Below are 14,926 nucleotides of genomic sequence, written 5' to 3' on the forward strand. Positions count from 1 at the left end.
TGGAGAGGGGCGGCGAGGGAGTGAAGCCGGGTTGGCGTGGAGACCGTCTTCGGTCGTCCTCGGGCCGCCTCCCGGGCTCGGGGGGAGCGTTCGGGGCCGAAAGAGCGATCCGGGTCGCGTTGACCGGAACTATTCCGGCTAACGCGACCCGCATCGCGAAAACGGCCCTTATGGAGCACCACCAGGATCCGGGTCGAATAAGCGTCGTATATCGACCATTAGACGACCCGGATCGACCCTTTCGGCCCCGAATCGCCCTCCCCGCGCCCACGACAACGCCCGAGGACGACACCAAGCGGTCGCCACGCAACAGCGCTCTCACTCCCTCGCCGCCCCTCTCCAACGCCCCGCACCACCCTCAACGCCCCGAACTGAACGCCACCAACACCACGCGCCCGGCAACTTCAGCCCGACGCGCACTGCCCCCCGCGCAAGTGGTAAATCCACATCGTCGGCCCCGGCCGGTGGTACGCCAGCGGGTAGAAGTCAAACGACCAGTCGAAGTTGAAGTCCACCGGCCCCGCCCCATCGCGATACGGCGAGGCCACGTACGCCGTGTCCGCCCGGCGTTCGAGCTCCTTGTAATACGCCAGCGCCCGCGGCACCGCGTCTGGCTCGACCTCGGCCCGCCCGCGCTGCGTCGAGCCGACGACGACCCAGCAGTAGCCCTGCTCCTCGTACTTGTCGATCAAGCCCGGATACAGGGTCCGCTCGTAGTCCTCGATGTTGACGATGCGCCCGGGCGGTGGCAGCTCGGAGCCGTCGTTGGCGATCATCGAGCGCGAGGTCGGGAACTTCACCCAGCGGTAGCCGTTGGCGGTCAGCGGCGAGGGGTGGCCGACGTCGGACGCCCACGCGTCGGGCACGACGGGCTCGACGACGATCTTCGTCTTCGGCGGGACGTGCTTGACCATCCAGGCGCGGGCGAGGTTGCGCGTGTCGTCGCGCGAGAGCACTTGCCCGATGTGCAGCGAGTAGATCAGCCCTTGGCCGCACAGCAGCGCGGCGACGATCACGAGCATCGACGGCGCCAGGACCGGCCGCCGCTTGCCGATCGCCCCCGCCGCGCGCGCCATCGCGTAGGCCGCCAGCAGGCAGATCATCGGGAAGACCGGCATCAGCCAGCGCCCGAAGAAGCGCTCCTGCGTGCCCATGAACAACAAGAACAGCACCGGCGCGGGCACAAGCACCGCGGCGATCTTCCAGTTGTCGCGCGCGGTGACCACGACGCCGATCGCCGCCGCGACCGCCGGGATCCACCCCAGCCCCCACGTGATCGTCCAGAGGTAGTAGGCCAGCCCGTTGTCCTCGGTCAGCCCGAGCTTGCCGAGCGCGTCGTCGGCGACCGTCGTCTGGTGGTTGAGCCCGTCGCTGAACGCGCTGTAGTCGAGCAACGCGTAGGGGTTGGTGACGAAGAACGTGACCGCGGCGATGACGGCGGCGAGGAACAGACCGCCAACCACCGTGGACACGCGCAGCTTGCGCCGACCGACCAGCCACCCCAACCCGGCGGCGAGCACCGGCAGCACGGTGATCCCGCCGGTGTACTTCGTCGAGCACGCCAGCCCGACGCCCGCGCCCGCCAGCAGGAAGTCACCCAGCCGCCCCTGGCGGACGATCCCGGCCGTGCCGTACAGCGCCAGGCAGATCGGCGCCAGCGTCGGGACGTCATTCAACGCCAGGTGCGAGTAGAAGACCGGCAGGAAGCCGACGCCGAGCAGCCCGGCTGCCAGGAAGCCGACGCGGCGGTCGTTGAAGAGCTTGGTCCCGGCCAGGTACAGCAGCCAGACCGCGATCGTCCCGCACGCCGCCGAGACCAGGCGCGCGACGTAGAAGACCTCGGTCGGGTCGGCCGCGTAGGACGCCGAGACGCCCTCGCGCCCGCCGAACCAGACCGCGAAGACGACGTGCAGCAGGTACGTGTAAGCCGGCGGGTTGACGAAGTAGTCCGGGTTCCACGAATGCCCGAACAACCCAATGGCCTTGGGTACGAAGTGCGCGTTCTCGTCCGCGTTGTAGGCGTACGGCAGCCCTTGCTTGGCGCCCCACACGCGCAGCACGAACGACAACAACAACAGCAGCGCGACCCACGGCGCCCAGCGCAGGCGCTCACGCCGGCGCTCGCGGCGCACGGCGCGCTCCGCGGCGTCCTCGTGCACCGGGGCGTCGTCGAGCGCCACGGCGCCGGCCTCAGCAGTTGACATAGGCCGCGTAGTAGCCCGTCGACGCGACCTTCGTGTAGCCGGGCAGCGGGACGTTGTCGAGCGGGTCGTCGGTGTCGGCCACCAGCGCCTGTCGCAGCAGCGCGCCGCGGTCGACGACGAAGATCGACACGCCGCCCTTGGCCACGCGCGCCTTCTGGTCCGGATCAGCGCGCGCGACGACCTCGCTCGCGCTGCCGTTCGCGATCCAGCGCGTGTCGGGCACGAGCTTGTGGTTCGGCGTCGAGACCGGCCCGCACTTGCGCGCGATCGCCGCCTTGACGTCCGGGCGATCCAACAGCTCGACCAGCGACCGGTGCGAGTTGCCGCGCAGCGTCAGCTCGGAGTCGAAGTTGTGGAAGTTGACCTTGGTGGCGGTGAAGAGCACGCCGTAGGCGATGACCGCGACCGCCGCGACCGCCCAGATCCGGCGCACGAGCATCCCCGGCCGCAGGATCGTCCAGCCGCCGAGCACGAACGCGGCGAAGACCATCACCATCAGCGTCGGGACCAGCAGGTAGCGGTCGATGACGCTCAGCCCGGCGATGCCGACGAGCACGAACGTGCCGGTGCCGATCAGCCACAGGACCCCGGGCATGATCACCCGCCGCGGCGCCAGCCACAGCGCCGCGAGGAAGCCCGCGATCGCCGCGTAGAGCACCGGCGCCTTGGCCAGGTTGAGGAAGAACCGGCGCATCGAGTCCGGGACCTCGGCCAGGCCCTTGGTGCGCCCCAGCTCCTCAGCCAGGCCGGAGGTGTGGTTCAGCGAGAACATCGGGTCGCCGGTGACGACGAAGTCGAGCACCACCCAGATGAACGGGCCGATCGCCGCCCAGGTTGCGTACTTGGCCCAGCGGATCAGGCGCTCGCGCGGCGGATGCCCCGGCCCGAGCTCGCCGCTGCACATCCACAGGAAGTACAGGCCGATGATCAGCCACGCCTCGGGGCGCAGCAGCCCGGCGCAGGCGAGCAGGACCCAGACGATCCCGCCCCGCCGTGGCCGCGACAGCTCCAGCGCGGCGGCCCAGACCACGAACGCCAGGTACGGGATGTCGATGTAGGCGCGTGCGGCCAGGAACGGGAAGTCGAAGCGCGTGCAGAGGATGCCGGCGGCGGCGAGGCCGACCAGCGGCGTGAACGCGGTCCGCGCCAGCTTGTAGATCCCGGCGCACAGCACGACGAACGACGCCTCGGTGCAGAAGACCATGACGCGGTCGCCGCCGCGCCCGAGCAGCGACAGCGCCGCGCCGAAGGCGACCGCCAGCGGGTGCTCGGTCGGCGTCCGGTAGCCGTCGAAGCTCGGCTTGTGGCCGTGCAGGATCTCCCGGCCCCAGAGCAGCGAGTAGTAGCTGTCGTAGTTCGGATAGGTCGGGTAGAGCAGGAAGCCGACGAACGTGGCGATCGCCAGCGCGGCCAGCGCCAGCGCCGGCCACGGCACAGCCGCCAGGCGCGCGAGGGCGCTCTGGGATGGGGCCCGCCCACCCGTCGGCGCGGCGGCCTCAGCAGGCGGCATAGGCGAGGAAGTGCTCGGTGCGGTCAATCTGGCGCAAGCCGGGGCCGGGGACCTGAATCCGTGCATCGTCGCGCGAGCCGGGGACGAATGGGCCGTAGGTCGAGTTCGTGAGCATCGTCGGGCCGGTCACGAAGACCTGTACGCCCTTGGTCTGCTGGCCGAAGTCGTCGAGGTCGGTGCGGGCGCGCACCTGGTCCTCGTCAGCGTGAAGGATCCAGCGGACGTCAGGGATCAGCTTGTGGTTGGGCACGCTGACGACGCCGCAGCGGCGGGCCAGCGTGAAGGCCGGCGTCTTGGCGAGGCGCGCCAGCTCCTGGCGCAGCTCGCGGCGGGTGGTCAGCTCGCGGTCGATGTACCCAGGATGAAGGTGCGTGGCCGTAAACGCGGCGCCACCGACCGCGACGACCGCGGCGCCCACGATCCACGCCCGGTAGGCGGGGTGACCGGGCGGCAGCACCGTGAAGCCCGCGATGGCGAAGGCGGCGAAGACGATCAGGCCGACCGCGGTGATCGCCAGGTAGCGGTCGATGACGCTGAGGCCGGCGGCGGCGATGGCGCCGAAGGTGAACAGGCCGGAGGCGGTGATCGCGCCGAGCACCGCGGCCCGGCGCGGCGCGAACCGGGCGGCGAGGGCGATGCCCAGGACCGCGCCGATCAGAACCGGCCACTTGAGCGTCCCGTTCAGCGAGTGGATCGCGAACGAGGGCGCTTCGGAGGCGGGCTTGGTGCGCTGGAGGTCGTTGGCGAGCGACGACGTGTGGTTCAGCGAGAAGAGCGGGTCGCCGGTGGCGATGAGGTCGGAGAGGACCCAGAGGACCGGCGCGATTGCGGCGACAAGCGCAGTGCGAACGCGGGAGCGGACGTCGCGGCGCGCGGCGGGCGGCCACGCCATCCACAGCCAGTACAGGCCGAGCAGGATCCACGCCTCCGGACGCAGCAGGCCCGCGAGCGTCAGCAGGATCCAGACGGGCTTGCCGGCCCGCGGCGTCTCGGTCTCTCGCGCCGCGGCCCAAGCGACCAGCGCCAGGTAGGCGACGTCGATGTAGCCGCGCGCGGCCAGGAACGCGTAGTCCAGGCGGCTGCACACCAGCAGCGCGGCCACGAGCCCGACCCACGGCCCAAATGCGGCGCGGCCGAGCCGGTAGACGCCCGCGACCAGGAGGCAGAACGACGCCACGGACAGCAGCAGCCAGGCGCGCGGCGCCGCGTCCTCGCCGAGCAGCGACAGCACCGCTCCGACCACGACCGCCAGCGGGTGCTGGGTCGGCGCGCGGTAGGCGTCGAAGCTCGGCAGGATCCCGTCAACCAGCTCCCGACCCCAGATCAGCGAGTACGCGCTGTCGTAATTGGGATATGTCGGGTACACCAGGTACCCGATGAGGGCCCCGGCGCAGAGCAGGGCGAAGCCGGCGCGTGCGTACACGCGCTCCGGCACGGCGCGCAGCCGCGGCGAGGTGAGGAGCGTGCTGCTCTCCATGCGGAGTCGAGGCCCAGCGGCTCCGGTTAGGACATGTTGGGGGCGACCGCAACCGTCCAGAACCTCTGAGATACTGGGGCCGCGAGTGTACGGCACGCTTCCCTCCCTTCGCGCGCCGTCCCCACCCCTCTGCCTATGAAGCTCATCATCCAGATCCCCTGCCTCAACGAGGAGGAGACGCTGCCCGCGACGCTGGCAGACCTCCCCCGTGAGGTCCCGGGCTTCGACACGGTCGAAGTGCTCGTCATCGACGACGGCAGCACTGACCGGACGATCGAGGTCGCGCGCGCCAACGGCGTGCACCACATCGTCAAGTTGACGAACAACAAGGGCCTCGCCGCGGCGTTCCAGGCGGGCCTTGACGCCGCGCTGAAGCTCGGCGCGGACGTGGTCGTCAACACCGACGCTGACAACCAGTACTCGGGTCACGACATCCCGAAGCTCGTCGAGCCGATCGTCGCCGGCCGCGCCGACATGGTCGTCGGCGACCGCGAGACCGACTCGATCGAGCACTTCTCGCCGCTGAAGAAGCGGCTGCAGAAGCTCGGCTCGTGGGTCGTGCGCCAAGCGTCGGAGACCGACGTGCCCGACACGACCTCCGGCTTCCGCGCCTACAACCGCGAAGCCGCGATCCAGATGGCGGTCGTCTCCAAGTACACGTACACGCTGGAGACGATCATCCAGGCGGGCAAGCTGCTGGTCGCCACGGACCACGTCGCGATCGCGACCAACCCGAAGACGCGCGAGTCGCGGCTGTTCCCGTCGATGTCGTCCTACGTGCGCCGCAACGCCGTGGCGATCTCGCGGATCTACACCCAGTACGAGCCGCTGAAGGTCTTCACGCGGATGGCGCTGGTCCTGTTCGTGCTGGCGCTGATCCCGTGGATCCGGTTCTTCATCGCCTACGTCGACGGCGAGGGCGCTGGCCACGTCCAGTCGTTGATCCTCGGCGCGGTGCTGTTCAACGCCGCGGTCGTCGTCGGCGTCCTGGGCATCATCGGCGACCTGCTCTACTCGCAGCGCATCATGTCCCAGCGGATCTTCGAGCGCGTGCGCCGCATCGAGCTGCAGCTCAAGGTCCCGCCGTCGCACTACGAGCCCGGCGCCACCGAGACCGGCCAACCGGCCACGACGGGCGCCCAGGCCGGCCGCACCGAAGAACGAGAGGCTCTGAAGCTATGACCCCGACCACCGTCACCGTCGACTCTGAAGGCACCGTCACCGGCAACACGTACGACAAGTACGGCACCACCAACCCGGTGGCGCGGCGTTTGCAGGCGGGCTTCGAGCGCAACCTCGAGGAGCTGTTCGCGCAGGCCGCGCCGACGACGCTGCTCGACGTGGGCTGCGGCGAGGGCGTCCACACCTACAACTGGGCGCAGAAGCCGGGCGTGGAGCGGATCGTCGGGCTGGACCTGGACGACCCGCAGCTGCACGAGGCCTGGAAGGGCCGCCAGCACCCGAACTTGCAGTACGTGGTCATGAAGGCCGAGAACCTGCCGTTCGCCGAGAACGAGTTCGAGGTCGCGACGGCGATCGAAGTCCTGGAGCACGTGCCGGACCCGGCCCACACCGTCGCCGAGATGGCGCGGATCGCGTCGAAGTGGCTGCTGGTCAGCGTTCCGCGCGAGCCGCTGTGGCGCGGGCTGAACATGGCCCGCGGCGCGTACTGGAAGGACCTCGGCAACACGCCGGGGCACCTGAACCACTGGTCCAAGCGGTCGTTCGTCAAGCTGCTGTCCCAGCACGGCACCGTGGTCGAGGCGCGCTCGCCGTTCCCGTGGACCATGCTGCTGGTCCGCGTTGGCGCCTAGCGGGACCGACCCGGACCTGATGCCGGCGTCCGCCGAGGGCGACGCCGGCGCCACGGGCGGCGAGAAGTCCTACGGGTCGGGCGCGAAGATCCTGTCGGTCGGGATCGCCGCGACCGGCCTGTTCACGTTCGCCTACTTCGGCGTCGCCGGCCACGTCCTCGACGACGACGACTACGGCCGCGTGTCGTTGTTGTGGTCGTTGCTGTTCGTGATCATGTGCGTGATCTACCGCCCGGTGGAGCAGCTGCTGTCGCGGACGATCGCCGACCGCCGCGCGCGCGGCATCACCGCCGGCCATCCGCTGCGCACGCCGGCGCTGATCCAGGGCGCGTTCGCGCTGGGGTTCCTGGTGGTGGCGCTGGCTTTGAGAGGCCCGATCGAGGACGGGCTCTTCGACGGGCAGTCGTCGTTGTACTGGATCTTGATCGGCGCGGCGCTGGCCTACGCGGCGTCGTACTTCGCGCGCGGCTACTTCGCGGGACACCAGTGGTTCGGGCTCTACGGCGGGCTGGTGCTGTTCGAGTCGCTGTCGCGGTTCTGCTTCCCGGTGGCGGTTGCGGTGGGGATCGCGTCGGGCGAGACGGCGGTCGCGCTGGGCATCCTGGCCGCGCCGATCGCGTCGCTGCTGGTCATCCCGTGGGCGCTGGGCCGCCACGAGGCCGCTGCCTCGTCGGGTGTCGAGCGCGACGCGGGCGAGTTGAAGGACTCGGCGAGCTTCGCCGGGTCGGTCGCGGCGATCCAGCTCGCCGAGCAGACGCTCCTGAACGCCGCCGTGTTGTTGGTGCCCAACTCCACGACCGCCGGCATCGTCTTCAGCGCGCTGATGGTCGCGCGCGCGCCGTTGCAGCTCTTCCAGGCGGTGCAGACGTCGCTGCTGCCCCACCTCGCGGGTCTCGAAGCCTCCTCCGGCCACGAGGCGTTCGCGGACGCCATCCGCAAGACGATCCTCGCGATCGCCGCGTTCGCCGCGGTCTGCGCGATCGGGCTGCTCGCGATCGGCCCATGGGTCATGTCGATCGTTTTCGACCAGGGCGACTACGGCCGCGTCGGGTTGGCGGTGATCGCCGTCGGCATGGGCCTGCACCTGACCGCGGGCACGCTCAACCAGGCGGCATTGGCCCGCGGCCGCGCCCATCAGGCCGCCGCCGCGTGGCTCGTCGCCGCGGTGCTGTTCGTGGTGTGGATGGTCGTGCCGGTCGTCGGCGACGAGCTGGTGCGGGCCGAGGTCGGCTACGCGGGCGCCGCGGCGCTGCTGTGCGCGTTGTTGTACGGGCTGTACCGGCGGCCCGCCGGCTCTCACGCAGATCTCACGAACCGCCCGTAACCCGGCGGCCCCGGGCGCCGTTCTCCAGGCATGCGACGCACCTTCCTCCCCGCTCTGGCGACGGCCGCGACCCTCGCCCTGCTGGTCGTCCCCGGCGCCGACGCGGCGTCGTCCAAGACCTGTCCGGCGAAGGCCAACACCTTGGCCAAGACCAACGTCGGTCGCGTCTGGCACGCGAGCGGGTCGCTCTACGCGTGCACGACGGTCTACGGCCGCAAGCCCAACCAGAAGCGGCTCGGGCCGTGGCGGACCGGCGGCAAGGTCGCGTGGAACGGCAGCGACGCGGTCTGGTCGGTGCCGCTGACGAAGTCCGGCAAGGTCGTCGGCGACCGCGTCTACGCGGCCAACGCCGAGGACGGCTCGCGCTGGCTGCTGGGCGCGCGCGCCGGCGTGTCGGCCGAGGCGCGGACGCAGCGCATGTTCGTCTACGGCACGGTCGGCGGCTGGGTGACCAAGGACGGCACGGTCGTCATGGCCCAGCGCTCGCCGCAGGACGCGCCGACGGCGATCGGCACGCTCCCCGCGCCTCCTGTCGCCGCCGGCAAGCTCGTGCTCGTCGGCCGCTTCACCGGCCTCACCCCCACCGACCTCGGCCGCACCGTGAAGCTCGACGTGACGCCGAACTCCGGCGACGGCGACGAGTGCGGCGGCGCCGAGGAGTACCGCCTCACGCTGGCGCCGGACGCCAGCGCTCCCGACACCCGCGTCGGCGTCGCCTGGTGGGGCGGCTGGGAACGGCCGTTCTGCGGCTAGGCCGCCGGCGCCTCGGGCACGACCTCCGCGACCGGGACCGGAATCGGCTCCGGGCGCGGTAGGCGCAGCACGGCGCTCGTCCACCGCGGCATCCACCAGTTCGCGTCGCCGAGCAGGCGCATCAGCGCCGGCACGAGCAAGGCGCGGATCACCGTGGCGTCGAGGATGATCCCGGCCGCCAGCCCGATCGCCAGCGGCTTGATCTCATAGCCGGGGCTGGTCGAGAGCACCAAGAACGCGAACATCAGGATCAACGCCGCGCTGGTCACGAGCTTGCCGGTGCGGGCGAGGCCGAGCTCGATCGCCTTGTCCGTGTCGCCGGTCTCGTCGTAGGCCTCGCGCATCCGCGAGAGCATGAACACCTCGTAGTCCATCGAGAGCCCGAACAGGAACGCGAAGATCATCACCGGGATCCACGCAACCACCGATTCGGTCGCGGCGATGTCCCAGAGTCCGGAGCCGTGGCCCTGCTGGAAGACGAAGACGACGACCCCGAAGGCGGCGGCGAGCGAGAGCAGGTTCAACACCACCGCCTTGATCGCCAGGACCAGCGAGCGGAACGCTCGCGCGAGCAGGATCAGCGTCAACAGCAGCACGCCGGCCAACACGTAGGGGAAGCTCCCGAACAGCGCGTGCAGGAAGTCGCGGTCGACCGCCGCGATCCCGGTCAGCGTCCCGCCGGTGCCGGACAGGGCCGCACGCGAGTCGTCGACGATCCGCTGGATGCCGGGCGCGGCGCCGTCGATCGCGGGGAACGCCTCGACCAGCGCGTCAGGCCCGCTGCGCCAGGTCGGCGGCGCGCTCGCGGCCACCACGCCCGGGACGGCGCGCATCCGGGCGGCCGCCGCCTCAGCGCTCTGGCCGCCCTCGACCAGGACGTTCAACGGCTTCATGACGCCCGGGGTGATCTGAGCGTCGGCGAGCATCTGGCGCCCGGCGATCGCCGTGCCGGCGCCCGGGAAGTTCTTCAGCTGCGCCTCGTTGGGGTTCAGCTGCGTGCCCAGCCCGGCCAGCACCAGGACGATCGCCAGGCCGGCCCCGCCGACCACGACGGGGCGCCGCAGCACGAAGCGCGCCCAGCGTCCCCAGGCCCCGTCCTCGGGATGGCCGTGGTCGATCAGCCGCTTGGGCATTACCCGGACGCTGTTGATCCGCTCGCCGAGCACCGCGAGTATCGCCGGCAGGAGGGTCAGCGACGCGAGCACGGAGACGACGGGGATCAGCAGCCCGCCCAGGCCCATCGAGCGCAACAGCGGCAGCGGCAGCGCGACCATCGCCAGCAGCCCGATCGCCACGGTCGAGCCCGAGACGATCACCGAGCGCCCGGCGTGGGTCATCGTCTCGACCAGCGCCGAGTCCACGTCATTGCCTTCCCGCAGCTCGTCGCGGAAGCGGAAGATCATCAACAACGCGTAGTCGATGGCAACGCCGAGGCCGACCAAGGCGATGAGGAACTGCACGATGATCGAGACGTCGGTGACGTAGGTCAGCCCCCACACCAACGTGAAGGTGTTGAGGATCGCGGCGATCGCGACGGCGATCGGCATCAGCACCGCCGGCAGCGTCCCGAACACGAACAGCAGGATCACCAGCGCGCCGACGCCGCCGATCAACGCCTCCACCAAGACGCCGGACCCGCCGCCCTGGCCTTCGGTGCTCGCCTCGCTCAGCGGGTCGTGTCCTGTCACGTTGACGGTGGTCCCGGCCGGGAGGCCGCGCGCTGCCCCGGCGCGCATCGCCTCCGCGCCGCTCAGCTGGTCCAGGCCGCCCGGGCCCGGCGGATAGACCTGCATGAAGGTCGTGTGCCGGTCCTTCGACACGTACATGTCGCTGCGGGTCGAGAAGTACGAGCTCGTCCGGGCACCCGGCATGGTGGCGGCGGCGCGCCGCATCGCCGGCTCGATCGCCGCGTCTCGCGTCGCGTCGCCGCGGCTGTGGAAGACGACGACGCTCGGCGGGCGGACGCCAACGCCAAGCGCCTCCAGCGTCCGCTGACTGGCCTCGTAGGCCGGCTGCCCCGGCACCGCGAGGCTCTGGTACCAGCGCGAGGAGAGCTGCCCGGCCGCGAAGCCGCCGAACAGGGTCGACAAGACCCAGAACCCGATCACCGCCCGGCGATGCCGCGCCGTGAACAGCGCCAACCGTCCGAGCCGCCCCGCGCCCGTCGTGCCCGTCGGATCGCTCATGAGGCCTTTCCCCAGCGTCGCTCTCCGGGCACCGGCGGTGCCGCGGGTCAGCGTCGTCCGAGCATACTCCGGCCCCGAAACCGCTTAGAGGACCCGATAGGGTGAAGGGCAACCGGGCGCTCAACGCGGAAGGGTCGCATGACCCGAACCACCAGCCCAAGCCCCTCGTCGCGTTCGGTGCGGCGGGACGGCATCACTCCTACGTCGTCGCTTCGCCCGCTGCCACCGGAGCCGCTGCGCATCGCCATGCTCGCGCCGCCGTGGATCACCGTCCCGCCTACTGGCTACGGGGGCGTGGAGTCGGTCGTCAGCGCGCTCACCGAGGCGCTCGTCGCGCTCGGTCACGACGTGACGCTCTTCTGCGCTCCGGGGTCGGTGTCGTCGGCACGCGTCGAGACGCTGCTCGGGACGGTCCACCCGCACGAGATCGAGCGAGCGCTGTATGAGTCCGACCACGTCGCCCGCGCCTTCGCCGCCATCGAGCCGCACGAAGGCCTCGGGGCCTTCGACGTCGTCCACGACCACTCAGGCTTCACCGCGCTGGCGCTGGCCGACCGCCTCGACGTGCCCTTCGTGCACACCCTGCACGGGCCGTTCGACGCCGGGACGGCGGCGTTCTACTCCGGCCACGGGCACAAGGCCGCGCTGGTCGCGATCAGCGCCGCGCAGCTGCGGTCCGCACCGGTCGATGTGGTGGCCGACGCGATCATCCGCAACCCGGTCGACGTCGCGGCCTGGCCGCTGCGCGAGGTCAAGGACGACTACCTGCTCTGGGTCGGGCGCATCAACGCCGAGAAGGGCCCGCACCGCGCGATCGCCGTGGCCCGCGCGGCCGGCGTCCCGCTCGTTCTCGCCGGCATCGTCCAGGCCGGCCAGGAGGCGTTCTTCGCCGCCGAGATCGCCCCGCACCTCGACGGCAAGCGCGTGCGCTTCGTCGGGGAGATCGGCGGCGCCGCCAAGCTCGCGCTGTTCGCCGGCGCGCGCGGCCTGCTGATGCCGATCCGCTGGTCGGAGCCGTTCGGCATGGTGATGATCGAGGCGCTGGCGTCCGGGACGCCCGTGATCGCGTTCGACGAGGGCGCCGCGCCCGAGATCGTGGTCGACGGCGTCACCGGCTTCCTGGTCGCCGACGAGGATGAGATGGCCGCCGCGGTGCCCCGCCTGGAGTCGCTCTCGCCTCGCGCCTGCCGTACCTGGGTCGTCGAGCACTGCGACGCCGCCGTCATCGCCGCGGACTATGTCGAGTTGTACACCTCGGTCGCCGCACGCCCGCTCGTCCCGGCCGGCGCCGATGGCTGAGCGCACGGTCAGCGTCCTGGAGGGCAGCACGTTCGTCGTCGGCGACCGCAACGGCGACGTGCGTCGCGGCGGCGGGCGCGAGCACGGGTTCTTCTCCGACGACACGCGCTTCGTGTCGCACTGGGAGCTCCGGGTCGACAGCACGCCGCTGACCTTGCTCGGGCTCGACCAGCGATCGCACTTCCTGGCGCAGTTCTTCCTGACCCCGGACATCGTCGATCCCAGCGCGGAGGCGCCGTACTCGGTCATGCGCCGGCGGCTGCTGGATCAGGTCTGGACCGAGCAGGTGACGATCGTCAGCCACCGCCACGAGACCAGCGAGATCGCGGTGCGGCTCGTCGTCGACACCGACTTCGCGGACCTCTTCGAGGTCAAGGACGGCGTCGACGCCGACCGCGACATCACCTGGCACCAGGACGAGGCCAAAGGGTCGCTGACGCTCAGCTACGCGCACGGCGGCTTCGAGCGCGCGGTCACGATCTGCTCCGATCCGCCGGCGCGTCACGTGGGCGGCGGCTTGGCCTACACCTTGATGCTCGCCCCTGGTGAGAGCTGGACCGCGACGTTCACGCTCACGCCCCGTGCGCGCCAGCCGGGCGCCCGCTTCGTGGACCGGACGGCCGCGCGCGGGAGCCTCGAGGCGCAGTACACGACCAAGACCATGGAGTTGGAGGCCTGGCTGGCGCAGGCCCCGGCGCTGGAGACCGACGACGCCGCGCTCGCGCGCACCTACCGGGCCAGCCTCACCGACCTCGCCGCCCTGCGCCTGCATCCGGACCTCGGCGAGGCCGCGACGCTGCCGGCCGCGGGCCTGCCGTGGTTCATGGCGCTCTTCGGCCGCGACAGCATCCTCACCAGCTACCAGGCGCTGCCCTACCTGCCCGAGCTCGCGGCGACGACCCTGCGCGTCCTCGCCGCGCGCCAGGCGACGACCCGCGACGACTTCCACGAGCAGGAGCCCGGCAAGATCCTGCACGAGCTGCGCTTCGGCGAGCTGACCGCGGACGGGCGCCGTCCGCACTCGCCCTACTTCGGCAGCGCGGACGCCACGCCGTTGTTCCTGGTGTTGCTCGACGAGTACCACCGCTGGACCGGCGACGCCGCGCTCGTCCGCGCGCTCGAGCCACACGCCCGAGCCGCGCTGTCCTGGATCGACGACAGCGGCGACATCGACGGCGACGGCTACGTGGAGTACTCGCGGCGCAACGCCGAGTCCGGGCTGCTGAACCAGTGTTGGAAGGACAGCTGGGACTCGATGCAGTTCGCCGACGGGACGCTCGCGCAGGGTCCCATCGCCACGTGCGAGATCCAGGGCTACGTCTACGACGCGCGGCGCCGCTGCGCGCGGCTGGCGCGCGAGGTCTGGGACGATCCCGAGCTGGCGCGGCGTCTCGACGCGCAAGCTGACGCGCTGCGCGACCGCGTGCGGCAGGACTTCTGGATCCCCGAGCGCGGCTGCCACGCCCTGGCGCTGGACGGCGACAAGCGGCAGGTCGACGCGCTGACCTCCAACATCGGGCACCTGCTCTGGTCGGGGCTGCTGAGCGCGGAGGAGGCCGCGGTGACGGCCGACCGCCTGCTCGGGGAGGAGCTGTCCTCCGGCTGGGGCGTGCGGACGCTCGGCTGCCGCGAGGGCGGCTACAACCCGCTCGGCTACCACACCGGAACCGTGTGGCCGCACGAGAACTCGCTGATCGTCGCCGGTCTCGCGCGCTACGGGCTGGACGACGCCGCCGGGCAGATCGGCGGAGCGATCCTCAGCGCGGCGCCGTACTTCGAGCATCGGCTGCCCGAGGTCTTCGCCGGCTACCCCGCGGAGGTCACCGGCGTGCCGGTCGCGTTCCCGACGGCGTCGCGGCCACAAGCCTGGGCCGCAGGCGCGCCCTTGCTGCTGCTGACGACGCTGCTGGGCCTCGAGCCCGGCCACGCGCCGTCGACCGCGGCGCTGCCCGCCACCGGCGTTCCGGGAACGTCGTCCACGGCGACGCTGCACCGCGAGCGCATCCCGGTCTGACCGCCGACGGCTAGGCGCCGCCGAGCTCGCCCGCGCGCACCTTGGCGGCCATGTCCTTGGACTCGGCGCGGTAGGCGGTGCCGTCGGGCAGCTCGAGGACGGGCAGGAGCTTCTGGCCGCTGAGCGCGACGACCTCGGGGCGCTTGCCCTTGCCGAAGCCGTGCTTGACGACCTCGTACTCGATGCCCTGCTCGTCGAGGGCCTTCTGGACGCGCCAGCACGCGTCGAGATCGACGTGGAGGAACGTCCACGAGCAGCGGTGCAGGATCACCTTGTCGGCCATTGCCGCGCAGCCTACAGGCGGTCCGCTTTCTGGACTTGGCTTGTGGGAAATCTCGGATACCG

11 protein-coding genes are annotated in these 14,926 nt (G+C 71.2%); 6 read left to right on the top strand and 5 right to left on the bottom strand.

All coding sequences use genetic code 11. The features are described 5' to 3' along the window. Positions 1-404: 404 nt before the first annotated feature. Genes ACT01A_RS04540 through ACT01A_RS04550 form a run of 3 tightly spaced genes read right to left on the bottom strand, consistent with a single transcriptional unit; the run spans position 405 to position 5,191 of the window. Positions 405-2,204 carry an ArnT family glycosyltransferase gene (locus ACT01A_RS04540; protein ID WP_445151056.1) on the bottom strand — a complete coding sequence of 600 codons (1,800 nt, stop codon included), beginning with the start codon at positions 2,202-2,204 and terminating at the stop codon, positions 405-407. After that, positions 2,191-3,714, bottom strand: a complete 1,524-nt coding sequence (locus ACT01A_RS04545; RefSeq protein ID WP_445151057.1) for a hypothetical protein — start codon at positions 3,712-3,714, stop codon at positions 2,191-2,193. Before ACT01A_RS04545 ends, ACT01A_RS04540 begins: the two co-directional genes overlap by 14 nt. Next, entirely contained in the window at positions 3,701-5,191 is a 1,491-nt protein-coding gene (locus ACT01A_RS04550) for an ArnT family glycosyltransferase (protein WP_445151058.1), read from the bottom strand. Before ACT01A_RS04550 ends, ACT01A_RS04545 begins: the two co-directional genes overlap by 14 nt. Before the next feature lie 135 nt (positions 5,192-5,326). Between ACT01A_RS04550 and ACT01A_RS04555 the strand changes: the two genes are divergently transcribed. Genes ACT01A_RS04555 through ACT01A_RS04570 form a run of 4 tightly spaced genes read left to right on the top strand, consistent with a single transcriptional unit; the run spans position 5,327 to position 9,082 of the window. Then, positions 5,327-6,373 carry a glycosyltransferase family 2 protein gene (locus ACT01A_RS04555; RefSeq protein WP_445151059.1) on the top strand — a complete coding sequence of 349 codons (1,047 nt, stop codon included), beginning with the start codon at positions 5,327-5,329 and terminating at the stop codon, positions 6,371-6,373. Next, positions 6,370-7,005 (top strand): class I SAM-dependent methyltransferase, encoded by a 636-nt coding sequence (locus ACT01A_RS04560; protein ID WP_445151060.1) that lies wholly within the window; start codon positions 6,370-6,372, stop codon positions 7,003-7,005. Before ACT01A_RS04555 ends, ACT01A_RS04560 begins: the two co-directional genes overlap by 4 nt. Positions 7,006-7,024: 19 nt before the next feature. Beyond that, on the top strand, positions 7,025-8,329 hold the full coding sequence (locus tag ACT01A_RS04565; protein WP_445151061.1) for a lipopolysaccharide biosynthesis protein: 1,305 nt from the start codon (positions 7,025-7,027) through the stop codon (positions 8,327-8,329). 30 nt (positions 8,330-8,359) lie between these two features. Next, entirely contained in the window at positions 8,360-9,082 is a 723-nt protein-coding gene (locus ACT01A_RS04570) for a hypothetical protein (protein WP_445151062.1), read from the top strand. On the opposite strand, the gene ACT01A_RS04575 is transcribed toward ACT01A_RS04570, so the two are convergent. Continuing rightward, positions 9,079-11,268, bottom strand: coding sequence for an MMPL family transporter (locus tag ACT01A_RS04575; protein WP_445151063.1), 2,190 nt, complete (start codon positions 11,266-11,268; stop codon positions 9,079-9,081). The two genes, ACT01A_RS04570 and ACT01A_RS04575, sit on opposite strands and share 4 nt — an antisense overlap. Positions 11,269-11,514: 246 nt before the next feature. On the opposite strand from ACT01A_RS04575, the gene ACT01A_RS04580 reads away from it, so the two are divergent. Both ACT01A_RS04580 and ACT01A_RS04585 read left to right on the top strand, forming a co-directional pair. Next, positions 11,515-12,567, top strand: coding sequence for a glycosyltransferase family 4 protein (locus tag ACT01A_RS04580; RefSeq protein WP_445151064.1), 1,053 nt, complete (start codon positions 11,515-11,517; stop codon positions 12,565-12,567). Beyond that, positions 12,560-14,581 (top strand): amylo-alpha-1,6-glucosidase, encoded by a 2,022-nt coding sequence (locus ACT01A_RS04585; protein WP_445151065.1) that lies wholly within the window; start codon positions 12,560-12,562, stop codon positions 14,579-14,581. Before ACT01A_RS04580 ends, ACT01A_RS04585 begins: the two co-directional genes overlap by 8 nt. A 10-nt stretch (positions 14,582-14,591) precedes the next feature. On the opposite strand, the gene ACT01A_RS04590 is transcribed toward ACT01A_RS04585, so the two are convergent. Further along, on the bottom strand, positions 14,592-14,864 hold the full coding sequence (locus ACT01A_RS04590) for a glutathione S-transferase N-terminal domain-containing protein (protein ID WP_445151066.1): 273 nt from the start codon (positions 14,862-14,864) through the stop codon (positions 14,592-14,594). Positions 14,865-14,926: the final 62 nt, after the last annotated feature.

The organism is Baekduia sp. Peel2402 (assembly GCF_052567285.1).

Bases quoted from the DNA above. Each gene is read 5' to 3' on its own strand.
- ACT01A_RS04585 (WP_445151065.1), top strand. From the start codon at position 12,560: ATGGCTGAGCGCACGGTCAGCGTCCTGGAGGGCAGCACGTTCGTCGTC.
- ACT01A_RS04550 (WP_445151058.1), bottom strand. From the start codon at position 5,191: ATGGAGAGCAGCACGCTCCTCACCTCGCCGCGGCTGCGCGCCGTGCCG.
- ACT01A_RS04540 (WP_445151056.1), bottom strand. From the start codon at position 2,204: ATGTCAACTGCTGAGGCCGGCGCCGTGGCGCTCGACGACGCCCCGGTG.
- ACT01A_RS04580 (WP_445151064.1), top strand. From the start codon at position 11,515: ATGCTCGCGCCGCCGTGGATCACCGTCCCGCCTACTGGCTACGGGGGC.
- ACT01A_RS04570 (WP_445151062.1), top strand. From the start codon at position 8,360: ATGCGACGCACCTTCCTCCCCGCTCTGGCGACGGCCGCGACCCTCGCC.
- ACT01A_RS04575 (WP_445151063.1), bottom strand. From the start codon at position 11,268: ATGAGCGATCCGACGGGCACGACGGGCGCGGGGCGGCTCGGACGGTTG.
- ACT01A_RS04545 (WP_445151057.1), bottom strand. From the start codon at position 3,714: ATGCCGCCTGCTGAGGCCGCCGCGCCGACGGGTGGGCGGGCCCCATCC.
- ACT01A_RS04555 (WP_445151059.1), top strand. From the start codon at position 5,327: ATGAAGCTCATCATCCAGATCCCCTGCCTCAACGAGGAGGAGACGCTG.
- ACT01A_RS04590 (WP_445151066.1), bottom strand. From the start codon at position 14,864: ATGGCCGACAAGGTGATCCTGCACCGCTGCTCGTGGACGTTCCTCCAC.
- ACT01A_RS04560 (WP_445151060.1), top strand. From the start codon at position 6,370: ATGACCCCGACCACCGTCACCGTCGACTCTGAAGGCACCGTCACCGGC.
- ACT01A_RS04565 (WP_445151061.1), top strand. From the start codon at position 7,025: ATGCCGGCGTCCGCCGAGGGCGACGCCGGCGCCACGGGCGGCGAGAAG.